At 68.4% G+C, this 23,126-nt stretch carries 21 protein-coding genes; 13 read left to right on the top strand and 8 right to left on the bottom strand.

The window, feature by feature from the left end; translation table 11 throughout:
- Window positions 1–14 precede the first annotated feature (14 nt).
- Entirely contained in the window at window positions 15–884 is an 870-nt protein-coding gene (locus tag ACFV4K_RS06710) for an LLM class F420-dependent oxidoreductase (RefSeq protein ID WP_379272644.1), read from the top strand.
- Window positions 885–950: 66 nt separating this feature from the next.
- Entirely contained in the window at window positions 951–1,757 is an 807-nt protein-coding gene (locus ACFV4K_RS06705; protein WP_379272643.1) for a nuclear transport factor 2 family protein, read from the top strand.
- A 21-nt stretch (window positions 1,758–1,778) separates the two neighbouring features.
- On the opposite strand, the gene ACFV4K_RS06700 is transcribed toward ACFV4K_RS06705, so the two are convergent.
- On the bottom strand, window positions 1,779–2,006 hold the full coding sequence (locus tag ACFV4K_RS06700) for a hypothetical protein (protein ID WP_379272707.1): 228 nt from the start codon (window positions 2,004–2,006) through the stop codon (window positions 1,779–1,781).
- Window positions 2,007–2,119: 113 nt separating this feature from the next.
- Window positions 2,120–3,130 carry an AraC family transcriptional regulator gene (locus tag ACFV4K_RS06695; RefSeq protein ID WP_379272641.1) on the bottom strand — a complete coding sequence of 337 codons (1,011 nt, stop codon included), beginning with the start codon at window positions 3,128–3,130 and terminating at the stop codon, window positions 2,120–2,122.
- 70 nt (window positions 3,131–3,200) lie between these two features.
- Here ACFV4K_RS06695 and ACFV4K_RS06690 point away from each other — a divergent pair, with 70 nt between their 5' ends.
- The 4 genes from ACFV4K_RS06690 to ACFV4K_RS06675 all read left to right on the top strand — a co-directional run bounded on the left by ACFV4K_RS06690 (window position 3,201) and on the right by ACFV4K_RS06675 (window position 6,245).
- The gene (locus ACFV4K_RS06690) at window positions 3,201–4,691 is read left to right on the top strand and encodes a flavin-containing monooxygenase (protein ID WP_379272640.1); all 1,491 of its coding nucleotides are present in this window, start codon (window positions 3,201–3,203) and stop codon (window positions 4,689–4,691) included.
- Between the two features lie 120 nt (window positions 4,692–4,811).
- A complete protein-coding gene (locus ACFV4K_RS06685; protein WP_379272639.1) occupies window positions 4,812–5,333 on the top strand; it encodes an Rv3235 family protein in 522 nt (173 codons plus the stop codon).
- 134 nt (window positions 5,334–5,467) lie between these two features.
- Window positions 5,468–5,809, top strand: coding sequence for an Lsr2 family protein (locus ACFV4K_RS06680; protein WP_213561466.1), 342 nt, complete (start codon window positions 5,468–5,470; stop codon window positions 5,807–5,809).
- A 238-nt stretch (window positions 5,810–6,047) separates the two neighbouring features.
- The gene (locus tag ACFV4K_RS06675) at window positions 6,048–6,245 is read left to right on the top strand and encodes a hypothetical protein (protein WP_357095852.1); all 198 of its coding nucleotides are present in this window, start codon (window positions 6,048–6,050) and stop codon (window positions 6,243–6,245) included.
- A gap of 16 nt (window positions 6,246–6,261) precedes the next feature.
- On the opposite strand, the gene ACFV4K_RS06670 is transcribed toward ACFV4K_RS06675, so the two are convergent.
- Complete coding sequence (locus tag ACFV4K_RS06670) at window positions 6,262–6,648, bottom strand: hypothetical protein (RefSeq protein ID WP_379272637.1); 387 nt, start codon at window positions 6,646–6,648, stop codon at window positions 6,262–6,264.
- A 126-nt stretch (window positions 6,649–6,774) separates the two neighbouring features.
- Here ACFV4K_RS06670 and ACFV4K_RS06665 point away from each other — a divergent pair, with 126 nt between their 5' ends.
- Entirely contained in the window at window positions 6,775–9,354 is a 2,580-nt protein-coding gene (locus ACFV4K_RS06665; RefSeq protein ID WP_379272636.1) for an ATP-dependent Clp protease ATP-binding subunit, read from the top strand.
- Between the two features lie 47 nt (window positions 9,355–9,401).
- The gene (locus ACFV4K_RS06660; RefSeq protein WP_379272634.1) at window positions 9,402–9,905 is read left to right on the top strand and encodes a PaaI family thioesterase; all 504 of its coding nucleotides are present in this window, start codon (window positions 9,402–9,404) and stop codon (window positions 9,903–9,905) included.
- A 14-nt stretch (window positions 9,906–9,919) separates the two neighbouring features.
- Here ACFV4K_RS06660 and ACFV4K_RS06655 read toward each other — a convergent pair whose 3' ends face one another.
- From ACFV4K_RS06655 to glpK (ACFV4K_RS06640), 4 genes are all read right to left on the bottom strand, one after another.
- The gene (locus tag ACFV4K_RS06655; protein ID WP_379272633.1) at window positions 9,920–11,344 is read right to left on the bottom strand and encodes a WGR domain-containing protein; all 1,425 of its coding nucleotides are present in this window, start codon (window positions 11,342–11,344) and stop codon (window positions 9,920–9,922) included.
- Window positions 11,345–11,449: 105 nt separating this feature from the next.
- Window positions 11,450–11,584: a hypothetical protein gene (locus tag ACFV4K_RS06650; protein ID WP_379272632.1), complete on the bottom strand. Its 135-nt coding sequence runs from the start codon at window positions 11,582–11,584 to the stop codon at window positions 11,450–11,452.
- Window positions 11,585–11,939: 355 nt separating this feature from the next.
- The gene (gene glpD / locus ACFV4K_RS06645; protein ID WP_379272630.1) at window positions 11,940–13,616 is read right to left on the bottom strand and encodes a glycerol-3-phosphate dehydrogenase; all 1,677 of its coding nucleotides are present in this window, start codon (window positions 13,614–13,616) and stop codon (window positions 11,940–11,942) included.
- 54 nt (window positions 13,617–13,670) lie between these two features.
- The gene (gene glpK / locus ACFV4K_RS06640; protein ID WP_379272629.1) at window positions 13,671–15,197 is read right to left on the bottom strand and encodes a glycerol kinase GlpK; all 1,527 of its coding nucleotides are present in this window, start codon (window positions 15,195–15,197) and stop codon (window positions 13,671–13,673) included.
- A 173-nt stretch (window positions 15,198–15,370) separates the two neighbouring features.
- On the opposite strand from glpK (ACFV4K_RS06640), the gene ACFV4K_RS06635 reads away from it, so the two are divergent.
- The 3 genes from ACFV4K_RS06635 to ACFV4K_RS06625 are packed head-to-tail and all read left to right on the top strand — an operon-like array spanning window position 15,371 to window position 18,519.
- Window positions 15,371–16,135 carry an IclR family transcriptional regulator gene (locus ACFV4K_RS06635; protein WP_379272627.1) on the top strand — a complete coding sequence of 255 codons (765 nt, stop codon included), beginning with the start codon at window positions 15,371–15,373 and terminating at the stop codon, window positions 16,133–16,135.
- A gap of 25 nt (window positions 16,136–16,160) precedes the next feature.
- Entirely contained in the window at window positions 16,161–17,675 is a 1,515-nt protein-coding gene (gene glpK / locus ACFV4K_RS06630) for a glycerol kinase GlpK (protein WP_379272626.1), read from the top strand.
- Between the two features lie 10 nt (window positions 17,676–17,685).
- Complete coding sequence (locus tag ACFV4K_RS06625) at window positions 17,686–18,519, top strand: DUF72 domain-containing protein (protein WP_379272625.1); 834 nt, start codon at window positions 17,686–17,688, stop codon at window positions 18,517–18,519.
- Between the two features lie 44 nt (window positions 18,520–18,563).
- Here ACFV4K_RS06625 and ACFV4K_RS06620 read toward each other — a convergent pair whose 3' ends face one another.
- Window positions 18,564–19,562, bottom strand: a complete 999-nt coding sequence (locus ACFV4K_RS06620) for an acyl-ACP desaturase (protein WP_379272623.1) — start codon at window positions 19,560–19,562, stop codon at window positions 18,564–18,566.
- A gap of 292 nt (window positions 19,563–19,854) precedes the next feature.
- Here ACFV4K_RS06620 and ACFV4K_RS06615 point away from each other — a divergent pair, with 292 nt between their 5' ends.
- Window positions 19,855–21,099, top strand: coding sequence for a KasA/KasB family beta-ketoacyl-ACP synthase (locus ACFV4K_RS06615; RefSeq protein ID WP_379272621.1), 1,245 nt, complete (start codon window positions 19,855–19,857; stop codon window positions 21,097–21,099).
- Window positions 21,100–21,208: 109 nt separating this feature from the next.
- Window positions 21,209–23,089, top strand: a complete 1,881-nt coding sequence (fadD32, locus tag ACFV4K_RS06610) for a long-chain-fatty-acid--AMP ligase FadD32 (protein WP_379272619.1) — start codon at window positions 21,209–21,211, stop codon at window positions 23,087–23,089.
- The last annotated feature ends 37 nt before the right edge of the window (window positions 23,090–23,126 follow it).

Here is a 23,126-nt window from a genome sequence, read left to right as displayed (position 1 = left end):
GAGAGGAGTCCGGCATGGATCTGGGCCTGCACTACTGGAACTTTTCGACCCCCGCCGAGCCCGCGCTGATCGCGCCCACCCTGGCGCGCACCGCACGCATCGCCGACGAAGCCGGGTTCGCGCAGTTCTCGGTCATGGACCACTACTTCCAGATGGAGTACACCGCCGCCCACGACGAACCGATGCTGGAGGGCTACACCACCCTCGGCTACGTGGCCGCGGTGACCGAGCGGATGCGGCTGGGCGTCCTGGTGACCGGCGTGATGTACCGGTATCCGGGGCTGCTGGCCAAGATCGTCACCACCCTGGACGTGCTCTCCGGCGGCCGGGCCGAACTCGGCATCGGCGCGTCCTGGTACGAGCGCGAGCAGCGCGCCCTCGGCGTGCCGGTGGTCCCGGTCGGCGAGCGGTTCGAACGGCTCGAGGAGACGCTGCGCATCTGCCTGCAGATGTGGGGTCCCGACAACGGGCCGTTCAAGGGCGAGCACTACGAGCTGGCCGAGACCGTCTGCGTGCCCGCACCGCTGTCGCGGCCGCATCCGCCGATCCTCATCGGCGGCGGTGGCGAGAAGAAGACGCTGCTGCTGGTCGCCCGCTACGCCGACGCCTGCAACCTGTTCGCGAGTTCGGTCGAGGACGTCGCGCACAAACTGGAGGTGCTGCGCGGGCACTGCGCCGCCGAGGGCCGCGATTACGACGCGATCCGCAAGACCGCGCTCTATGTCGCCCCGATCGCGCTCACCGATCCCGATCAGGTGCTGCGCGACGCCGAACAGCTGGCCGGGCTGGGCATCACCCAGCTGGATTTCATGCCCGACCGCGAGCCCGTCGCCTACGCCACCGAGTTCGCCGAGCGGCTGCTGCCGCGGCTGTCCGCCATCTGATTCCGGATTACCCGCCGGGGGTTCGGTATCATCGCGCGCGCTTGGCTTTACCACTTGGAGGACACCGTGCCCGCGAACCCCACCGCCGCCGAACTGCTGGCGACCGTCGAAGCCTCACCGCAGGCGGTCGGCGCGCACGACAAGGCCGCCTGGGTGGGCCTTTTCGCCGACGACGGCAGCGTCGAGGACCCGGTCGGCTCGCGCCCGCACGTGGGCCGCGCCGCCATCGAGCGCTTCTACGACACCTTCATCGGACCCAACGGCATCGCCTTCGACGTCACCAATGACGTGGTGTGCGGCATGACGGTCTTCCGCGATCTGAGCATCGCCACCACCATGTCGACCGGGGTCACCCTGCACGTGCCCATGCACCTGCGTTACGACCTGGCGGAGGTGGACGGCGCGCTGAAAATCCGTCGCCTGCGCGCACATTGGGAACTGGCGGGCATGATCGGCCAGCTCATGGGATCGGGCACCAAGGGTCTGCTGGCCGGGGCCAAACTGGGCCCGCAGCTGCTGGGGAACCAGGGCCTGGGCGGCGCGGTGGGCTTCATGTCCGGGCTGCGCGGCGTGGGCGCGCCGGGCAAGCAGGCGGCCGAGCGGCTGCTGGACGCGATCTCGCGTGGCGATTCGGCCAGCGCCCGTGCGGTTCTGGCCCCGGTGCCGCGCCTGGAGTGGGGTGTCGACGGCGCGATGTCGCTGGAGGACTTCGCCACCCGGGTCAAGGGCGTGCGCTGGGACAAGGCCCTCGCCGCCGGTCATTCGGTGACGGTGTCGGTGGACACCCGCGAGGGCCGCGGCATCGCCGAATTCGACTTCGCCGAGCGCGGCCTGCGCATCGAGTCCGCGCGAATCTTCGTGTCGGCGGCCTGATTCCGGCCCCTCCGGGACGGGTCAGTCCCGGAGTCCGGCGATCTCGGCCAGGGGGTTCTTCCCGCTGAACGTGGTGCCGCCGGCCGCGCCGACCACCTTCCCGTGGACGCTGATCAACCACTGTCCGCACACGCAACGGTGGTACTGCACACCGCGGTGGGAGGAGACGGCGGCGGGCGAGGGCCAAGCGCAGGACGGGCATTCGGCGATCATCTGCACATCCTGCGCGTGCGAGCGGCACATGACCATGATCGACACGCGCTAATCCGGCAAATCGATGGCGTTTCTTGCACGACTCGCCGTGCATGATTTGCTAATGGGCGCATCGCAACTCGAGCCGGGCTGTCTGACAAGCCCTGTGGTCAGACCGTTTTGCCCTTGCGCACCGCGGTGGGCGTTGCCCCCCACCAGCGCTGACAGCAGCGGGTGAACACCGACTGCTCGGCCAGCCCCAGCAGCGAGGCCACCTGGCTCATCGGCATATCGGTGGTGGTCAGGTAGCGCCGGGCCTCGGCGCACCGCACCTCGTCCAGGATCGTCGTGAAGCTGGTGCCCTCGGCGGTGAGCCGCCGCTGCAGCGTGCGCGGGTGGACGGTGAGCAGCTGTGCCACGGTGTCGATCTCGGGCGTGGCCGTGCCGAGCAGCTTCTGCAGCGCGGTGCGAACCCGCGGCGCGATGGCGGCCGCCTCATCGCCGGACTGCTGGGCCAGGAAGGCCAGGGCCAGCCGGTGCAGGTTCTCGTCGCCGCCGGTGAGCACCCGATCGGCCAGGCCGACCGGGACCCGCAGCAGCGCGGCCGGGCGCTCGATGCGCACCGGCGCGCCGAAGAAGTCCTCGTACGCCTGGATCGGGGCGGCGGGCCGGTAGGGCAGTTCCACCGAGCGCAGCCCGTAGCGGTCCTCGACGAGCCGCTGAATCGTCCTGTGCACGAACGTCAATCCGAGATCGCAGCCCTGCACCGGCACCGGCAGGCCGGGCGCGCTGACGCCGTAGCGCAGGGCGATGACGCCGCGGTCGCCGTACGGGTCGGGTTCCATGGTCAGGCTCAGCGAGCGGGCGTGCACGAACAGGTAGCGCGAGGTGCACTCCAGCACCGCGGCCAGGGTGGTGGCATTGCGGATGGCCAGGGCGAGCGGGCCCAGCATGTCCAGGTCCTGCCGCCGGGCCATGCGCAGACCCAGATCCGGGCAGTCCAGCTGATGGGCGGCGAGCTCGAGCACCGCGGCCACGGCCTGGTCGGGGACCAGTAGATCGTCGGTGTCGAGGGCGGCGACCGGAAGGCCGCAGGCGAGCGCCAGCTCCTCGGCGTTCCCGCCCAGCTCGGCCACGGTGGCGCGGAATCCGCGCAGGCCCGCGGATCTGATCACCGACATGTCGTCCAGAATCAAATAGTTGTCGCGTAGTGTCAAGAAACCGAATCCCGAGCCCAACAGACTGGAAGTCATGAACGCCGCGCAGACCCCCGCTGAACACCTCGACGTCGTCATCGTCGGAGCCGGGCTTTCCGGCATCGGCGCGGCGTACCGGCTCCAGACCGAGCAGCCCGGCCGCAGCTACGCCGTCCTCGAGGCGCGCGACGCGCTCGGCGGCACCTGGGACCTGTTCCGCTACCCGGGCATCCGCTCCGACAGCGACATGTTCACCCTCGGCTACCCGTTCAAGCCCTGGCGCGACGCCCAGTCCATCGCCGACGGGCCGTCGATCCTGCGCTACATCACCGAGACCGCGGCCGAGAACGGCATCGACCGGCACATCCGGTTCGGCACCAAAGTCGTTGCCGCCGAATGGAACAGCGGCGAGTCCCGCTGGACCCTGACACTGGAGCAGCGCACCGGCGACCAGGTGGAGCGCCGCACCCTCACCTGCGGCTTCCTGTACTCCTGCTCCGGCTACTACGACTACGACCAGGGTCACAACCCGGTGTTCCCCGGCATCGACGACTTCACCGGCACCGTGGTGCACCCCCAGTTCTGGCCTGAGGACCTGGATTACGTGGGTAAGCGCGTGGTGGTCATCGGCAGTGGCGCGACCGCGGTCACCCTGGTCCCGGCCATGGCCGAGCAGGCCGAACTGGTGACCATGCTGCAGCGCAGCCCCACCTGGATCTCCGCGGTCCCCGGCCGCGACAAGGTGGCCGACCGGATCCGCGAACTGCTGCCCGCCGATCTGGCCCACCGGCTCATCCGCACCAAGAACATTCTGTTCAACATCGGCTTCTACCAGTACTGCCGCCGCCGGCCCGAGGCCGCGAAGAAGCTGCTCACCGGGCTCACCACCCGGATCCTGAAGGACGAGGCCCTGGTCGCCGAGCACTTCACCCCCGACTACGACCCGTGGGACCAGCGCCTGTGCGCGGTGCCCAACGCCGACTTCTTCAAGGCCATGCGCAAGGGTCAGGCCGAGGTCGTCACCGATCACATCGAAACCTTTGTGCCCGGGGGCATCCGGCTGAAGTCCGGCAAGGTGATCGAGGCCGATGTGGTGGTCACGGCCACCGGCCTGCAGCTGCTCGCCTTCGGCGGCATCGACCTGGTGGTCGACGGGACCCCGGTCGCGCTGTCGGAGCAGTTCGTCTGGCAGGGCACCATGCTCACCGGGGTGCCCAACTTCGCGGTCTGCATCGGCTACACCAACGCCTCCTGGACGCTGCGCGCCGACCTCACCTCGCGCCTGGTGTGCAAGGTGCTCGGCTACATGGAACGCAACGGCTACACCGCGGTGGTCCCGGAGCCGGACCGCGCGCTGCGCGAACGGCCGCTGCTGGATCTGGCATCCGGTTACGTCCAGCGATCGATCGGCGATTTCCCGCGCCAGGGCGACCGCAATCCGTGGACGGTCCGTCAGAACTATCTGCTCGACACCGCGACCGTCATGCGCACGGATCTGAGCAAAACCCTGCGTCCGGTGGCCGCCAAGGAGTTGCAGCGGGTGTGACGCTGGTCTCACCGGCATCGCCGGGTGCGAAGTTCGCGTCCGGCCGGTGGGCTACCCCTGCCCCGTGCGATTCTGTGTGGCATCCGAACGCGGGGTAGGGGAATTCGAGGGGGAGCAGCGATGGGTACGGTAAGCGGATTTCTGCTGCCCGCACCGGGATTCGAGCCGCCGTTGCCGTCGTCGCGGCGGCCGGGGGGTGGGGCGCCGGGGTGCCGGGCGCGGGTGGGCTCCGAATCGGCTGCGCGGGCTTCGCGCCCGGCCGGCCTGCAACGGGTTTTGCGGTCTTCGCACCCTGCGAATTCCGGGCGGAGTGACGAACGCAACACCGGCGCAGGGCAATTCGCCCGAACGGCCCTGCGATCGGCGCTCGAGGTGTTGGATGGTCGGCGGCCGCCGGGGCAGTTGGCCCCGCTCGCGGAACCCGCGGTCGTGGCCGCGGTGCGCACTCTCGCGGGCGGGCGCGGACTACCCGGGCGCGAGCTCGGGACCGCTACCCTCACCAGGGTCGATGTGATCATGACCGGGACCGCCGGCGGCGAGGTTTGCGCGGCCTACGATCGGGGCGGGCGGCATTTCGCGCTCGCGGCACGCATTGTCCGCGGTCGTTCCGGGTGGCGCTTGGCCGCATTCCGGGTGTGCTGAAGACCGGAGGGTCTCAGCGGTAATAGCTGAATTGTCTGGCGGCACCGAATTGGATTCGCGCCTGGTTTGAATCCTGCATCCCGCGGGATTAGCATTTCGGCGAATAGCGGCACCTACACGTGGAAGGGCAGTCCATGGCGAAGAAAGTCACCGTAACTCTGGTTGACGACTACGACGGCGAATCGAAGGCCGACGAGACCGTCTTTTTCTCGATCGACGGCAACGACTTCGAGATCGATCTGTCGAACAAGAACGCCGGTAAGCTGCGGGAAGCCCTGGAGCCCTGGTCGGAGAAGGCCCGCAAGGTGGGTCGTTCCAAGCGCAAGGTGGCCGCCGGCGGCCGTACCCGTCCGGCGGTGGACCGCGAGGAGAGCACCGCGATCCGGGAATGGGCGCGGGCGCAGGGTCATCAGGTTTCCTCGCGCGGTCGTATCCCGGCCGAGATCGTCGAGGCTTACCAGCGCGCCAAGAATTAGCCAGCGCAAATCCGAGCGCGGGAAATTCGGCGGGCTGTCGGGGTCGGTGGCAGCGGCTTCTGACATATCGGGCCAAAACTGACAAATCAGGCCATTAGCTCTCCTGGATTTCTCGCGACAATCGGCGCTGTCGCTTTGCGCGGCGACCGCACGGCCACCACCCCGGTCGAAAGTGAACAACAGGTGTCGGGGAGAATGTTTCCGAACAGAAGCAACCTGAGTTCTAGGGGTGATCGTTGTGGGCGAGACCGGTATCGAGCCCGAAAGCACCGGCATGTACGTCGATCGGGACGGTGACATGTGGGAAAAGCGGGATGACGGCTGGCATCTGATGCTGCAGCGCGGGGTGGCGGTGGACCCGGCCTCGTTCTGGGACTGGACCGAGGGCCACGTCCGCGACTACGCCCCGTTCCTCCAGGTACTCGCTGCCCGTTGAGGGCCTTCCTCGCACGCTAGCCCGGCGCCAACGCGCCGCTGAGATGGTCGTAGCCCACCTGCGCGTGCAATCGCACTCCGGTGACGAGCGTCTGGTCGACCACGTGCGAGGCGAGCGGCACGCCGCACAGATCGGGTACCGGCAGCGCGTCGACGTCCGCGCGCAACGCGACCACCCGGTCCCCGGGCAGCCCGCCGCGCAGCATCCCGACCACGCCGTGTCCGGCGACGTCGGTGCGAATGTCGTCCAGGCCCAGTGACTTCGGATGGGTGGTGATCAGCGCCGCGTTCTCGGTCTCGCGATCGGACAGTTCCGGGTGCTCGTGAAGGTATTGCCTCCATCGCACCACCTGTGCGGCCACCGCGGCCGCGCGCGTATCGAGATCGCCGTAGAGGTCGCTCATCGGGGCCGAGGCTATTACTGTGGTCACCGAGTTCGCCATCCGTTAGCTGACGCGTCGGCAGGCTCGTTGCCATTCCGAGTCCTCCCGGGTCTGCCGGGGCGTCACCCGAAGCCGCGAGGTGACCGCATGACGCAGGGCTGGCCCAGTTCGATGGATTCCTTCGACGATATCTTCGACCGCTTCTTCGGATCCGGAATGTCGCGCCGGCCACCGGTGCAGCGCATCGACCTGACCCGATTGCTGAGCGAGAGCGCCAAACAGGTCGTCGACACCGCGCGCCAGGCCGCCCACGACTGGGGCAGCACCGAGATCACCCCCGAGCACCTGCTCTACGCGGCCGCGGCCGTCGAGCCGGCGCGCAGCATCATCGCCGAGATCGGCCGCGACCCCGAACTGCTGCGCGAGCACATGCGCACCGCGGCGGGCGGCGGCGCCGGCGCGCACGGCGACGACCACGCCTTGGCCCTGAGCCCGGCCGCCAAACTGGCCCTGCGCAATTCGCAGCGCGGCGCCGCCGAGGCGGGCAGCAGCTACATCGGACCCGAGCACATCCTGCTGGGCATCGCGGGCCTGCCCGACAGCGCGGCCGCCCAGGCGCTGGCGGGCGCGAAGATGCCCGCGGCCACCGGGGGCCCGACGGCCAAGGAGCCCTCCGACACTCCGACGCTGGACGAGTACGGCCGCGACCTCACCGCGGAGGCCCGTGCGGGCCAGGTCGACCCGGTGGTCGGCCGCGCCGAGGAGATCGAGCAGACCGTCGAGATCCTGTCGCGGCGGCGCAAGAACAATCCGGTGCTGATCGGCGATCCGGGCGTCGGCAAGACCGCCATCGTGGAGGGCTTGGCCCAGCGCATCGTCAACGGCGACGTGCCCGCCACGCTGGCCGACCGCCGCGTCGTCGCCCTCGACGTGAGCTCCATGGTGGCGGGCAGCAAATACCGCGGGGAATTCGAGGAACGGCTCACCAAGGTGCTCGACGAGGTGCGCGCGCACTCCGACGAATTGGTGGTGTTCATCGACGAACTGCACACCATCGTGGGCGCGGGCGGCGGTGGCGAGGGTTCCATGGACGCGGGCAATATGCTCAAGCCCGCCCTGGCCCGCGGCGAATTGCACGCCATCGGCGCGACCACCATCGACGAGTACCGCAAATACATCGAGAAGGACGCGGCGCTGGAACGCCGCTTCCAGCCGGTCATGGTGTCCGAGCCGTCGGTGGCCGACACCATCGAGATCCTGCGCGGCCTCGCCGACGTGTACGAGGAGCACCACCAGGTCCGCTATCTGGACGAGGCGCTGATCGCGGCCGCCGAACTGTCCGACCGCTACCTGACCGACCGGTTCATGCCGGACAAGGCCATCGACCTGATCGACCAGGCGGGCGCGCGCGTCCGACTGCGCACGCGCACACCGGATCCCAAGGTGCGCGAGCTGGAAGAGAAACTGGCGCACCTGAATCGGGAGAAGGACGCCGCGGTCAAGGGTGAGGACTACGAGAAGGCGAACAAGATCAAGGCCGAGATCGCGAAGCTGGAACCGAAGATCGCCGACGAGGTGGACCGCACCGAGATCCCGACGGTCATGATCACCGATATCGCCGAGGTGATCTCGCGCCGCACCGGTATCCCGGTCGCCGACCTCACCACCGAGGAGCGCGCGAAACTGCTGAAGCTGGAACAGGATCTGCACCAGCGGGTGGTCGGCCAGGAGGAGGCCATCGTCGCGGTGGCCGAGGCGGTGCGCCGCGCCCGCGCCGGGCTCGAGGACCCCAACCGGCCGATCGGCTCATTTCTGTTCCTGGGCCCCACCGGCGTCGGCAAGACCGAACTCGCGAAGGCCCTGGCGGCCGCGGTGTTCGGCGACGAGGACCGGCTCATCCGCTTCGACATGAGCGAGTTCCAGGAGAAGCACACGGTGTCCCGGCTGGTCGGCGCCCCGCCCGGATACGTCGGCTACGACGACGCCGCCCAGCTCACCGACAAGGTCCGCCGTCAGCCCTATTCGGTGATCCTGTTCGACGAGGTAGAGAAGGCGCACCCGGATGTGTTCAATGTGCTGCTGCAGCTGCTCGACGACGGTCGGGTCACCGATTCCAAGGGCCGCACCGTCGATTTCAAGAACACCATCGTCATCCTGACCAGCAATATCGGATCCGATCTCATCCTGTCCACCAAGGACGGTGACCTGGATTCGATCAAGCCGCAGCTGGAGGAGCGACTACGCAAGCAGTTCCGCCCGGAGTTCCTCAACCGGCTCGACGAGCAGATCATCTTCCACCGCCTCGACAAGGACCAGCTGCGCACCATCGTCGGCCTGGTGCTCGACGGCACCCGCCGCCGGCTGCACGCCCAGGACATCGCCCTGGACGTGTCCGACGAGGCCATGGATTGGCTGGCGGACAACGGGTATCAGCCCGAGTTCGGCGCCCGCCCGCTGCGTCGCACGGTGCAGAAGCAGCTGGACAACGCCCTGGCCAAGAAGCTCCTGGAAGGCGCCCTGGCTCCCGGTGACACCGTGCGCATCGACGCCGACGACAACGGGTTGAACATCGAGGCATTGCACCACAGCGGCGGCAAGAAGACCGACGCCGAGATCACCGAGGAGTCCATCCTGAGCGTCGGCAAGAGCGGCAAGAAGAGCGGCGACGGTCACGGCAAGAACGGGGTGAAGCCGTCGCGCGGGAAGTCGGCGTCGGGCAAGAGCTGACCCCGGGGGCTTGCGCGTCTGACGTGAACCTGCGTTAACTTTCAGGTATGGAGAACGATCGCGACGCCGCGCCGTTGCCCCTCGGCGACCTGTTCGCCGAGGGGCCCTTCCCGCCCCATCACCCTGGCTGCTTCGGCTGCGGCCCGGCCAATCCGGCCTCCCCGACCATGGCCTTCGAACGCCACGGTGACCTGGTCCGCAGTACTTTCGTGCTGGATGAGCGGCATCAGGGTGCGCCCGGCGTGGCGCACGGGGGCATTGTCTCCGCCGCCCTGGACGAGGCCTCCGGTTCGGTGCTGATGCCGCTGCGGCTGCCCGCCGTGACCGTGAAACTCGAGGTCGACTTCAAGGTCCCCGTCCAGCTGCACCGAGAATTGACGGTCACCGGGAAGCTGGTCGCCCGCGAGGGTCGCAAGCTGTTCATCCACACCGAGCTGACCGACGGCGACACCGTGGTCGCCATCGGCCGCGCGATCTTCGTCGAGGTGACCCCCGCCCACTTCCACCGTTTCGGTGCGACGCCGGGTGAATTGTCCAGCGTCGGAGTTTGATTCGTGATCCGGGCTCAGCGCAGCCGGCGGATGTCGCCGCGCACCCGGTAGAATCCGCCGCGCGCCGACTCGGTGACCGCGTCGACCACGTACCGCGCCCCGGCTTCGCGAATCTCCCTGGGGAACTGCACATTCCAGCCGCGCTGGTACCCGGCCGAGAGCACGTGCACGCGCAGGTTGCCGTTCTCCTGGACGCATTCGACCACGATGCCGTCCCCGGCGTCGGCGATCACCTCCACCGTGGAGCTGGGCATCACCGCGGAGATCTCCGGGGCCTTGATCGACAGAGTCTGCGGCAGCACGCCCTGCTCGGCGTTCCGGATCGCGGATTCGCTGACATCCAGGCAGGCCAGGGTGCCGTTGGTGGTGACCAGGTAGAGCTTCTCGTCGTGGTACTGCATGGAATACGCCGAACCGCACCCGGTGCCCAGCTTCCACAGCCGGTTGCCCGCGGCGTCGAAGCAGTACACCGACGAGAAGTTGTCGCCCGCGAACACGAAGCGTCCGTCCGGTGAAGTGGCGCAGGAGAATACGGAGGCGTCGCACTGGTAGGTGCGTTCGGCCTGTCCGTCCTTGGCCACCATGCGGACCTGCCGGGTGGCGGTGCCCGCGTACACGGCGTCGTTCTCCTGCCAGCCGAACAGCACCGAGCCGCCGGTGCCGACCTGCCAGTCCTTATTACCTGTCTCCAGGTCGTATCTGGTGACGCCGTTCGAATGCCCGTGGTACACACCGGATTCGTCGATGCGCACCATCCAGCCGGAGTCGCCGGTGCTACGCCGCGTCCACAGCGATTCCTCCTCGTGGTCGATGACGGTGAGCCCGCCCTGCCGGTCGGAGACGCCGAGAATGCCGTCATGGATGTCGAGCCAGTAGATGTCGACATTGGCGGCGATGTCGTAGGCCGCGCGCGGCACCTTGCCGGTCAGGTCGTAGACGCGCCCGTCGTCGCAGCCCGCGTAGATCCAGAAGTCGTCGGCGACAATGCATTTCACCGCATCGGGCAGTCGGAACCGCCCGGTCACCATGCCGTCGGGGGTGAGGGTGAAGACGTCGCCGTGCTCATTGCCGACCCAGCAGCGCTCGTCGTCGACGAAGATCCCGAACGCCGCCGCACCGGAGTCGAAGCTCCACAGCACCGGCGCCTTCTTGGCGGTGGACCGCTGACTGACGATGGCCCGTCGGCTGACCGGTCGCGCCGCGCGGCCGCCCATCACCGCGGGCGCGTACCCCTTGCGCACCTTCTCACCGACCTTCTTGGCCGCCGCCGCCCGCGCCTTCTCCGCTGTCGGGAACGAACTCACCTGCCGCTGCCCGGCATCCCCGATCCGCCCATACCGGATCGTCACCTGCGTCCCGGTCACGACGACCTCGTAGAACTTGTGTGCCGTACCGCTGTCCTGGGACAGTTCCAGGTACGTGGTCTCCCCGCCGCTCATGTCTTGCTCCAAGATTCACGTTCAACTCGATGTGCGGCGGAAAACTAACAAGGCCCACCGACATTCGGCGTTCGCCGAGGTCGATGGGCCCGCGCGGCGTTCGGGCTACAGGTACAGCTGGGCGACGAGGCCCGCGAGCGCGCCGCCCACGAGGGGGCCGAGGACCGGCACCCACGCGTAGCTCCAGTCGGCGCTCTTGACGCTCGAGGTGACCGTGTCGCCGGGGCTCTCCTCGACCACGCTCCGGGCCGCGCCGCTCACGCCGACCCCGGCCGGAATCCGTTCCGGGACAGCGTGTGCCGAGTGGCGGGTGAGCAGCAGCGCGTAGGCGATGCGGGGGTTGAGGTGCCCGCCGGTCTTGTAGGCGACGCAACTCTGGACCGACTCTACGGTCTCCAGTTCAGCAAACCTCTAGAAACACGCTGGAGGGGTGAGCCCGGCACGGACAAGGGCGAACGTCCTGTGGATCGGTGAATCGAAATACACAGCGCCGCGCCGAAAACTGTTCCGGTACGGCGCTTTTCGTGAAGAGGAATGCGATCCTTCGCCGCGCGGGAGGACTCCCCGCGCGGCGTCGGAACCATCGGATCCGTCGTCAGCCGACGGCGATCATGCGCGCGGCGTTGGCCGCCTCGTCGTCCTTCTCCTCGTTCGCGGCCAGCTCGGCGTGCACGCGGTCGAAGTAGCGGTTGATCTCGGCGTTGGTGCGTTCGTCGTCCCAGCCCAGGTGGGGGGCGATGAGGCGGGCGATCTCGGGGGCCGCCCGCAGGCCGCGGTCGGGCACCTCGATGGAGATGCGGGTACGGCGGGTGAGCAGGTCGTCCAGGTGCAGCGCGCCCTCGTGGGTGGCGGCGTAGACGGCTTCCGCCCCCAGGTAGTCCTCCGCGCCCGGAATCGGTTCGGCCAGTGCGGGAACCGCGGCGATGAGGTCGAAGATCTCGTCGGTGAGCGAGCCGTAGCGGCCCAGCAGGTGGGTGACGGTCTGCTCCGGCAGGCCGGCGGCCGCGGCCACTTCGGACACCCGGTCGAGCAGTTCCTGGTAGCCGACGGCGCCCAGGATGGGCAGGTTGGCGGTCACCGAGGGCGCGACATCGCCGCCCAGGCGTTCGGCGGCGGCGTCGACCACGTCGGCGGCCATCACCCGGTAGGTGGTGTACTTGCCGCCCGCGATGACGAACAGGCCCGGGGCCGGCTCGGCCACCGCGTGTTCGCGCGAGAGCTTCGAGGTCTCCTTGGACGCGCCGGTCATGAGCGGCCGCAGGCCCGCGTAGGTGCCGACGATGTCGGCGCGGGTGAGCGGTTCGCGCAGCAGCGAATTGACATGGTCGAGGATGTACTGGACGTCCCCGGCGGTGGCGGTCGGGTGGTTCTTGTCCAGCGACCAGTCGGTGTCGGTGGTGCCGATGATCCAGTGCTCGGCCCACGGGATGACGAACAGCACCGACTTCTCGGTCTTCATGGCGATGCCGGTGCCCAGGTCCAGCTTCTCGCGCGGCACCATGATGTGCACGCCCTTGGACATGCGCACGTGGAACGGGAACTCCACGCCGGTCATCTTGATCATGTCGTCGGTCCACACGCCGGTCGCCGAGATCACGGTGCGGGCCCGGATGCTGTGCTCCAGGCCGGTTTCCAGATCCACGACCTTCGCGCCGGCGATCCGCTCACCGTCGCGCAGCAGGCCGGTGACCTTGGTGCGGGTCAGCACGGTCGCGCCGTGCTGGGCCGCGGTGCGCGCGATCATCATGGTGTGGCGAGCGTCGTCGACCTGCGCGTCGTAGTAGCGGATGGCGCCGGTCATGGCGTCTTCCTTGAGCGCGGGCGCCAATTCCAGTGCGCGGGAACGGCTCAGGTGCTTGTGCATCGGCACCGAGCGCGCGCCGCCCATGGTGTCGTAGAGGGCGATGCCCGCGCCGATGTAGAAGCGCTCGTAGTGCTTCTGCAGCGGGAACAGGAACGACACCGGGTGCACCAGGTGCGGGGCCAGCTTGTTGAGCAGCAGGCCGCGTTCCTTCAAAGCCTCACGGACCAGGGCGAAGTCGTACTGCTCGAGGTACCGCAGGCCGCCGTGGATGAGCTTGGACGACCGGCTCGAGGTGCCGGCGGCGAAGTCGCGCGCCTCGACCAGGGTGACGGACAGCCCGCGCGAGGCGGCGTCGAGGGCGGCGCCCGCTCCGGTCACGCCACCACCGATCACGAGCACGTCGATTTCGGTGTCGCCGAGCGAATCAATCGCCCGGGCGCGGTAGGCGGGATCCAGTTGTGCGGACACGAAACGCTCCTTGCTATCGGTAATTTCAGGCTTGTGATGGGGGCCGGTCACCGCTCAGTCCTCGTCGTCGAGGTCGACCCAGTCGAGGGTGCGGGACACGGCTTTGACCCAGCGCGCGTAACCCCGCTGCCGCTGCTCCTCGGTCATGGTGGGTCGCCAGTTCTTGTCCTCGTGCCAGTTGGCGACGAGTTCGTCCGTGTTGCTCCAGAATCCGACCGCGAGCCCGGCGGCGTAGGCCGCGCCGAGCGCGGTGGTCTCCGAGACCACCGGCCGCGAGACCGGGACGCCGAGGAAGTCGGCCTGGATCTGCATGGCGAGTTCGTTGGCGGTGACGCCGCCGTCCACGCGCAGCGTGTCGAGGGTGACGCCGGAGTCCCGCTGCATGGCCTCGACCACGTCGCGGGTCTGGTAGCAGATGGATTCCAGTGTGGCCCTGGCGATGTGGGCATTATTGCTGTAGCGCGACAGACCCACGATGACGCCACGGGCGTCCGCGCGCCAGTAGGGCGCGAACAGGCCGGAGAAGGCGGGCACGAAGTACACGCCGCCGTTGTCGGAGACCTGCCGGGCCAGCGCCTCGACCCGCTCCGCACCGGAGATGACGCCGAGCTGATCGCGCAGCCATTGCACGGCCGAGCCGGTGACGGCGATCGAGCCCTCCAGCGCGTACACCGGCTTGTCGTCACCGAACTGGTAGGCGACGGTGGTGAGCAGCCCGTGCTTGGAGCGCACGATCTCGGGACCGGTGTTCAGCATGAGGAAATTGCCGGTGCCGTAGGTGTTCTTGGCCTCGCCGGGGCGGAAGCAGACCTGGCCGACGGTGGCGGCCTGCTGATCGCCGAGCACGCCCGCGATCCGCACCTCGCCCTTGAACGGGCCGTTGGGGTTGGTGGTGCCGAAGCTCTCGGGATCGGCCGAGGGCGCGATACGCGGCAGCATGCTCCGCGGCACGTCGAACACCGCCAGCAATTCCTCGTCCCAGTCCAGGGTTTCGAGATCCATGAGCATGGTGCGCGAGGCGTTGGTGGGGTCGGTGATGTGGACACCGCCCTGGACGCCGCCGGTGAGGTTCCAGATGATCCAGGTGTCGGGCGTGCCGAAGAGCGCGTCCCCGGCCTCCGCGTCCTCGCGTACACCGGGCACATTGTCGAGGATCCACTTCAGCTTGCCGCCGGAGAAGTACGGCGCGGGCGGCAGACCGGCGCGTTCGCGGATCAGATCGCCCTTGCCCGCCTTCTCGACCTCGGCCACGATGCGGTCGGTGCGGGTGTCCTGCCAGACGATGGCGTTGTAGTACGGGCGTCCGGTGCGGCGGTTCCACACGATGGTGGTCTCGCGCTGATTGGTGACGCCGACGGCGGCCAGGTCGCTCGCGGTGAGACCGGCGGCGGCCAGGGCGCTCTTGATGACGGTGCGGGCGCGCTCCCAGATCTCGTCGGGATTGTGTTCCACCCAACCGGCCTGCGGGAGGATCTGCTCATGTTCGAGCTGATGGCGGGCAACCGCATTGCCGCCGTGGTCGAACACCATGAAGCGCGTGGAGGTCGTGCCTTGATCGATGGCTCCGACATACTGCGTCATCGCGGTCCTTTCGGGAAGCTCGCCATCGAGTCCGATGTCCCTGGTGGAGAGGGTGGAACCGGTGCGTACCGGGCCTGATGTCAACGCTACGAAGTGGAACGTCGTCCGCACAGAGGGCGCGTTCGACAATGCCGAACGGTTAGCCGGCGGGTTACGGCTGATAGGTTTCAAGCGTGCCGGGACCGATTCAGTCGATCGAGCGCGCCGCGGCCATTCTGCGGCTGCTGGCCCGCGGTTCCGGGCGGATGGCGGTCGGCGAGATCGCCGCGGCGCTCGGCCTGGCCAAGCCCACCGCGCACGGCATCCTCCGGACCCTGCAGGGCGTCGGATTCGTCGATCAGGACCCGGTCAGCGGCAAATACCTGCTGAGTCCGGCGCTGCAGGACCTCGGGGCCGGGCATCTGGACGCCAACGAACTCCGCTCCCGCGCGATCAACCGAGCCGACGCCCTGGCCGCGCGCAGCGGTGAATCGGTGCGCATCGCCGCGCCCGTGGAGGGCGGCGTGGTGGTGGTCCACCACGTCTTCCGGCCCGACAACACCGAACAGGAACTCGCGGTCGGCGAGGAACTGCCGCCGCACGCGACCGCACTGGGCAAGGTGTTGCTGGCCTACGACGGCGACCTCGCCGACGGAATGCGCGACGGTGCGTTGCCCGCCCTCACGCATCGCACCATCACCGATCCGGCGGCGTTGCGGCGGGCGATCACCGAGGTCCGGCGCGCCGGATGGGCGGGCGATATCGGCGAATACCGTTCCGGCGAGGCCAGTGTCGCCGCGCCGATTCGCTCCCGGGGTGGTTTGGTGGTCGGAGCCATCGGCATCACCGGGCCGATCGACCGGCTCTGCGACGGACAGCTGCGCATCCGGTCCGCGCCGGTCGCCCAGGTCCGCGACGCGGCGGCCGCGGTCTCCCGGGATCTCGGTGGCGCGCAATGACTTTCCCGGACAGGAGCAGTCACGCATGACGCAGCGGTTCGTGCTCGCCATCGACCAGGGCACCACCTCGACCCGGGCCATCCTCTTCGATCAGCGCGCCCGGCTGAGCGGCGTGGCGCAGCGCGAACACCGCCAGTACTACCCGCGCCCGGGCTGGATGGAGCAGGACGCGGTGCAGATCTGGCGCAATGTGGAGCGCATCGTGCCGGCGGCCCTGCGGGATTCGGGCATCACCGCCGATCAGGTGGCGGCGGTGGGCATCGCGAACCAGCGCGAGACCACCGTGGTGTGGGACCGCGCCACCGGCGTGCCGGTCGCCCGCGCCATCGTGTGGCAGGACGTGCGCACCGAGGAACTGGTCGAGCGCATGCGGGAAACCACTGGGGCGGAACGTATCCGGGAACTCTGCGGCCTGCCGCTGGCCACTTACTTCGCCGCGCCCCGGCTGCGCTGGCTGCTGGACCGCACACCGGGTCTGCGGGATCGGGCCGAACGCGGCGAGGTGCTGTTCGGGACCATGGAGACCTGGCTGATCTGGAACCTCACCGGGGGACCGGACGGGGGCGTGCACGTCACCGACGTCACCAATGCCGGGCGCACTCTGCTGATGAATCTGGCCACGCTGCAATGGGATTCGGAACTGTTGCGTTTCTTCGACATTCCGCGGGCCATGCTGCCGGTCATCCAGCCGTCCACCGGTGACTTCGGGTCCGCAGCGAAGGTGCTGCCCGGCGTGCGCATCGCGGCGGCGCTCGGGGATCAGCACGCGGCGCTGTTCGGCCAGACCTGTTTCGCGCCCGGCGAGACCGAATGTACTTACGGCACCGGCGGATTCCTCTTGATGAACACCGGCAAGGAGCTGGTGCGGTCCGAACACGGGCTGCTCACCACCATCGGCTACCAGGTGGGGCCGGAGCCGGTGTACGCCCTGGAGGGCCCGATCGCGGTGACCGGCTCGCTGGTGCAATGGCTGCGCGACAATATCGGCCTGATCGCGAGCGCTCCCGAGATCGAAACCCTCGCGGGCACAGTGCAAGACAATGGCGGCTGCTACCTGGTGCCCGCCTTCTCCGGCCTGTACGCGCCGCACTGGCGCAGCGACGCGCGCGGGCTGCTCATCGGGCTCACCTCGTATATCACCAAGGGGCACATCGCGCGGGCCGTGCTGGAGGCGACGGCGTGGCAGACCCGCGATGTGCTCGAGGCCATGAACGCCGACTCCGGGCTACGGGCCGCATCGCTGCGGGTGGCGGGCGGCATGACCTCGGACAACCTGCTCATGCAGATCGTCGCGGACGTCCTCGACATCCCGGTGCTGCGGCCGATCGTGGCGGAGACGGTGTCGCTGGGCGCGGCCTACGCGGCGGGCCTGGCGGTCGGTTTCTGGCCGGATCTCGAGGGCCTGCGCCACAATTGGCGCGTCGCGGCCCAATGGCTGCCGCGCATGGAACCCGCCCTGCGCGCCGAGGAGTACGACAACTGGCGGCGGGCGGTGGAGCTTACCTTCGGTTGGCTGCGGCCCAAGAAGCCCTTGACCTAACGTGGCAGGTATGCGGCTCTACGTCGGTTGCGCAATGTGGACACACCCGGACTGGCAGGAGAAGCCGATACCCCCGGCCGAACGCCTGCGCACCTACTCCTCCTGGTGCAACGCGGTGGAGGGCAACACCACCTTCTACGCGGTCCCGCAGCGTCGGACCGTCCAGTCCTGGGCCCGGCAAACCGATCCCGATTTCCGGTTCGTCATGAAGCTGCCCCGCACCATCACCCACGACCGCCGCCTCACCGGCGTGGACGACGAGATGTCGGGCTTCCTCGACGCCATCGAACCGCTCGGCCGCCGCCTGCACGCGCTGTGGATCCAGCTCCCGGGCTCGTTCACCAACCTGACCGCGCTGGCCGATCTGCTCCAGGCCATCCCGTCCCACTACCGCTGCGCCGTAGAGGTGCGCCACCCTGCCTTCTTCGAGAACCCGCGCGCCACAGCGCAACTCGAAGCGGTGCTGAACGCGGCCGGGGCCGAGTGGATACCTTTCGACACCACCGTCCTGTTCGCCGCCCCGCCCACCAGCGCCGCCGAGTACGAGGCGTCGTCGAAGAAGCCCAACAACCCGCGCCGCACCCGCGCGCTCACCGAGTTCCCGATCGTCCGCTATCACGGCCGCGACGATGCCGCCGCCACCGTGGCGGGCTGGCAGCCGTGGATCGACACCACGGTCGACTGGCTGCGGGAAGGCCGTTCCCCCACGGTGTTCATCCACACGCCGGACAACGCGGCCTCCCGGACCCTGGCCCGCCGCTTCCACGCCGAGGTGGCCGCGCGTGTGCCCGATCTGGAGCCCCTGCCCACCCCCGAACCCACCGATCCGATGACGCTGTTCTGACGCGCCGGCGGCACACGGCGGATGACCGTGTGCCGCCGGGTGATTCAGCCGATCAGCAGCGGCGGGTTGCCGGTGCGCCGGGCCTCGCGGGCCAGGGACTTGTCCCGCTGTTCCTCGAATCGGACGACGTCCTTCCGGAGCTTGTCCAGGTACACCCCGACCTCGTTGCGGCGGCGGTCGCCCTCGGGCCCGAAGTCGTTGCGCTCGAAGATGCTCCACTTCTTGAGGTTGGGCAGCAGCACCTCCTCCAGGTGCTGGCGCAGATCGTAGATGCCGTGCTTGGCCATCAGCACGCCGTTGCGGCGGAAGTTGGGCATCCCCAGGCCGGGCATCTGGAAGCGGAGCACGACATTGGCGATGGCCTCCATGGCCTGGTCCGGCGAGAGGTCCAGGGCCGCGCCGCACATGTTGCGGTAGAAGATCATGTGCAGGTTCTCGTCGGCGGCGATGCGTTGCAGCATGCGGTCCGCGATGGGGTCGTCGCACGCTTTGCCGGTATTGCGGTGCGACACGCGCGTCGCCAATTCCTGGAACGTCACATAGGCGACGGAATGCATGAAACCGGCATCGGCGGGCACGTAGTCGGTCCCGGCGTGTTTCTTGATCAGCTGGGCGGCGTTGTAGCCGCTCGTCATGTGCGTCATCCGCGCCTGCTCCAGCGCCACCGGATCCACGCCCCGGGTGACCACCAGGTAGTCCCGGATCACGATGCCGTGCCGGTTCTCCTCGGCGGTCCAGCGGCCCACCCAGGTGCCCCAGGGGCCGTCCTGAGAGAAGTTCTCGGCGATTTCCCGATGATAGCTGGGCAGATTGTCCTCGGTGAGAAGATTGGTGATCATTGCCGCCTTGGCGACTTCACTGAGAGTCGACTGTTCCGGCTTCCAGTCCGTGCCATCCATAGCTGCGAAGTTGCGACCCTGGTCCCACGGGACGTAGTCGTGGGGGTGCCAGTCCTTGGCCATCGATAGATGGCGGTTCACGTTCTGCTCGGCAATCGGCTCCAGCTCGAGGAGCAGCTCCAACTGCGTGAGACTCCTGGCCACGATCGTATGCCCTCCCTTGAAATGGCTCGGCACTGCGGGAATGATGCTCGGGAGATCCGGCGATCGGCCGCCGTGTCGAGAAGGACTCTGGGATTGAAAAGGGATGCCCGCGTGTCGCTTAATGGGACTGGTCGGCTTCGCCTCGGATAATCTAGCCCAGTTCGCCGAATATTGTCTTCATCACCCGCCGGAGTCTCTACAGCCGGGCCCGCTCGTCAGTTTCCACCTGCCCTTGACAGCCCACGCGGATCGAGAGCCGATTCGCCGAAGCATTGCTACGGAGAGTGTGAACATGCAGACGCCCAACCGCCGGAAATACCCCAGTGTCGTCGTCACCTCCCTGGCGGCGACCACCTCGATCGCGGGAGACGTCGACTCGACGTGGAAGGGTCTACTCAACGGCGAGAGCGGGATCGACGTCCTCGAGGACAGCTTCCTCGACGACTTCGGCCTCCCCGTCCGGATCGGCGGGCACCTCAAGGTGTCGCCCACCGACCAGTTGTCCAAGGCGGAGGCCAGGCGCCTGTCCTACGTCGAGCAGATGGCCGTGGTGCTGGGCCGCGAGGTCTGGGCCAACGCCGGATCCCCGCAGGTGGACAAGGATCGCCTCGCCGTTTCCATCGGCACCGGTCTCGGCGGTGCGGAGATGCTCATCACCACCCGCGACAAGCTGATCAACGGCGGCTACCGGAAGGTGTTGCCGCACACTGTGCAAGCCGTCATGCCGAACGGCGCGGCCGCCTGCGTGGGTGTCGAATTGGGTGCGAGGGCCGGTGTGTCGACGCCCGTTTCGGCGTGTTCATCCGGTTCCGAGGCGATCGCGAACGCCTGGCGCACGGTCGTCATGGGCGATGCCGACATGGTGGTCACCGGCGGCGTGGAAGGTTCCATCCAGGCGCTGCCCATCGCGGGCTTCTCCATGATGCGCGCCATGAGCACCCGCAACCATGACCCCAAGGGCGCCTCCCGCCCCTTCGACATGGAACGCGACGGGTTCGTCTTCGGTGAGGCCGGGGCGCTCATGGTGATCGAGACCGAGGACCACGCCAAGGCGCGCGGGGCCACCATCCACGCCCGCATCATGGGCGCGGGCATCACCTCCGACGGGTTCCACCTGGTCGCCCCCGATCCCGAGGGCACCGGCGCGGCCCGCGCCATGAGCCGCGCCATGGAGTTCGCGGGGCTGGCCAAATCCGATGTCACGCATATCAATGCGCACGCCACCGCCACCCCGATCGGGGATACCGCGGAGGCCAACGCGATTCGGCAAGCGGTCGGCAATCATGCCGCGGTGTACGCGCCCAAGTCCGCGCTCGGACATTCCATCGGCGCGGTCGGTGCGCTGGAGTCGGTCATCACCGTGCTCAGCGTGCGGGACGGAATCATTCCTCCCACACTGAATCTGGAGAACCAGGACCCGGAGATCGACCTCGACGTGGTGAAGGGCCAGACCCGGTCGGGACGCTACGAGTACGCGCTCAACAACTCGTTCGGCTTCGGCGGGCACAACGTCGCCATCGCTTTCGGCAGGTACTGACCCTCTGCTAGAGTCCCGAAGCCCCCAGCTACATTCGGGCTTTCGTGTCGATCTTTGTTCGGTGTCACTGCGCGGTTCTGACGGACCGCGAGCTGAAAAAGGATAGGGAATGATCGGCGAGACCTTCGATGACTATCTGGACGAGCACGGCCACATCAAGATCCCTGACAACCAGACCATGGTCGACCTGGTCGACAAGCATGCCGCGGCCAACGGGGACGAGCTCGCCTACCGCTATATCGACTATTCACGCGAACGCGACGGGGAGTACCACGACATCACGTGGAACCGCTTCGGCGTCCGGCTGCGCGCGGTAGCAGCCCGGCTGCAGCAGGTCACGCAGCCGGGGGACCGCGTCGCCATCCTGGCGCCCCAGGGCCTGGACTACATCGTGGCCATGTACGCCTCGGTGTACGCGGGCAATATCGCGGTGCCGCTGTTCGATCCGGACGAGCAGGGCCACACCGACCGGCTCTACGCGGTGCTCGAGGACTGCAAGCCCACGGCCATCCTGACCGTCGGCTCGGCCGCCGCCGGGGTGCGCGAGATCTTCAAACACCTGCCCGCGCCGCAGCGTCCGCGCATCATCGCGGTCGAGGCCATCCCGGACGGGGTGGGGGAGAGCTGGGTGCGCCCGCACCTGCAGATGGACGACGTCGCCTACCTGCAGTACACCTCCGGATCGACCCGCATCCCCGCCGGTGTCGAGATCACCCACCGGGCGGTCGGCACCAACCTGCTGCAGATGATCGACGCCATCGGCATCACCGAGAAGGCGCGCGGCGTCACCTGGCTGCCGCTGTTCCACGACATGGGGCTGCTGACGGTCATCCTGCCCACCCTGGGCGGCAAGTACATCACCATCATGTCGCCCAGCGCCTTCGTGCGCCGGCCGTACCGCTGGATCAAGGAACTGGCCGCCCAGGAGGACGGCGCCGAGATCTTCGCCGCCGCACCCAATTTCGCCTTCGAACACGCGGCAGCGCGCGGATTGCCCAAGCCCGGTGAGGAATTGGACCTGTCCAATGTCATCGGCCTGATCAATGGCAGCGAGCCGGTGTCGGTGACCTCCATGCGGAAGTTCAACGACGCCTTCGCCCCCTACGGCCTGCCCAAGACCGCCATCAAGCCCTGCTATGGCATGGCCGAAGCCACCCTGTTCGTCTCCGCCACCAAACGCGAGGACGAGGCCCGCACGGTCTGGGTGGACCGCACCAAGCTCAATGCCGGGCGCATGGTGGAGGTCGACGAGCACGCGGACAACGCTGTGTCCCAGGTGTCCTGCGGGTACGTGGCGCTATCGCAGTGGGCGACCATCGTGGATCCGGAGACCGGCGTGGAGAAGCCCGACGGCGAGGTCGGCGAGATCTGGCTGCACGGCGCCAACATCGGCCGTGGCTACTGGGGCCGTCCCCAGGAGAGCGAGGCCACCTTCCACAACCGGATCGTCGCCCGCCAGCCCCAGAGCCACGCCGAAGGCACCGAGCCGGAGGCGAACTGGATGCGCACCGGCGACTTCGGCGCGTACTACGACGGCGAGCTGTTCATCACCGGCCGGGTCAAGGACCTGGTCATCGTGGACGGGCGCAATCACTACCCGCAGGATCTGGAGTACTCCGCCCAGGAGTCCAGCACCGCGCTACGGCCCGGTTTCGTGGCCGCCTTCTCGGTCGCGGGCGACCAGCTGCCCGGCGAGGTGGTCACGGTCAACGGTTCGGGTCCGGCCACCGGCGCCGAGCAACTGGTGATCGTGGCCGAACGCGGAACCGGCGCGGCCAAACTCGATCCGGAGCCGATCACCGAGACCGTGCGGGCGGCCATCGCCAAGCGGCACGGCGTGACCGTCCGAGACCTGCTGCTGGTGCCCGCGGGGTCCATTCCCCGCACCTCCAGCGGCAAGATCGCGCGCCGGGCGTGCAAGGCGGCCTATCTGGAGGGCACCCTCCGGGGCGGCCATCGCCAGCAGGCCTTCCCCGATCACGTCGACTGATTCCGGCGCGCGTCGCCGAGGGGCACACCGGTGGTGG

This window comes from Nocardia sp. NPDC059764, from assembly GCF_042732555.1.
GTDB lineage: Bacteria > Actinomycetota > Actinomycetes > Mycobacteriales > Mycobacteriaceae > Nocardia.
The sequence above is the reverse complement of the archived record's forward strand: the minus strand, read 5'-3'. Positions and strand labels throughout refer to the sequence as shown.

Coding starts and splice junctions, on each gene's coding strand:
- ACFV4K_RS06710 (WP_379272644.1), top strand. CDS start 15: ATGGATCTGGGCCTGCACTACTGGAACTTTTCGACCCCCGCCGAGCCC.
- ACFV4K_RS06700 (WP_379272707.1), bottom strand. CDS start 2,006: ATGGTCATGTGCCGCTCGCACGCGCAGGATGTGCAGATGATCGCCGAA.
- ACFV4K_RS06695 (WP_379272641.1), bottom strand. CDS start 3,130: ATGTCGGTGATCAGATCCGCGGGCCTGCGCGGATTCCGCGCCACCGTG.
- ACFV4K_RS06690 (WP_379272640.1), top strand. CDS start 3,201: ATGAACGCCGCGCAGACCCCCGCTGAACACCTCGACGTCGTCATCGTC.
- ACFV4K_RS06685 (WP_379272639.1), top strand. CDS start 4,812: ATGGGTACGGTAAGCGGATTTCTGCTGCCCGCACCGGGATTCGAGCCG.
- ACFV4K_RS06680 (WP_213561466.1), top strand. CDS start 5,468: ATGGCGAAGAAAGTCACCGTAACTCTGGTTGACGACTACGACGGCGAA.
- ACFV4K_RS06670 (WP_379272637.1), bottom strand. CDS start 6,648: ATGAGCGACCTCTACGGCGATCTCGATACGCGCGCGGCCGCGGTGGCC.
- ACFV4K_RS06665 (WP_379272636.1), top strand. CDS start 6,775: ATGACGCAGGGCTGGCCCAGTTCGATGGATTCCTTCGACGATATCTTC.
- ACFV4K_RS06660 (WP_379272634.1), top strand. CDS start 9,402: ATGGAGAACGATCGCGACGCCGCGCCGTTGCCCCTCGGCGACCTGTTC.
- ACFV4K_RS06655 (WP_379272633.1), bottom strand. CDS start 11,344: ATGAGCGGCGGGGAGACCACGTACCTGGAACTGTCCCAGGACAGCGGT.
- glpK (WP_379272629.1), bottom strand. CDS start 15,197: ATGACGCAGTATGTCGGAGCCATCGATCAAGGCACGACCTCCACGCGC.
- glpK (WP_379272626.1), top strand. CDS start 16,161: ATGACGCAGCGGTTCGTGCTCGCCATCGACCAGGGCACCACCTCGACC.
- ACFV4K_RS06625 (WP_379272625.1), top strand. CDS start 17,686: ATGCGGCTCTACGTCGGTTGCGCAATGTGGACACACCCGGACTGGCAG.
- ACFV4K_RS06615 (WP_379272621.1), top strand. CDS start 19,855: ATGCAGACGCCCAACCGCCGGAAATACCCCAGTGTCGTCGTCACCTCC.
- fadD32 (WP_379272619.1), top strand. CDS start 21,209: ATGATCGGCGAGACCTTCGATGACTATCTGGACGAGCACGGCCACATC.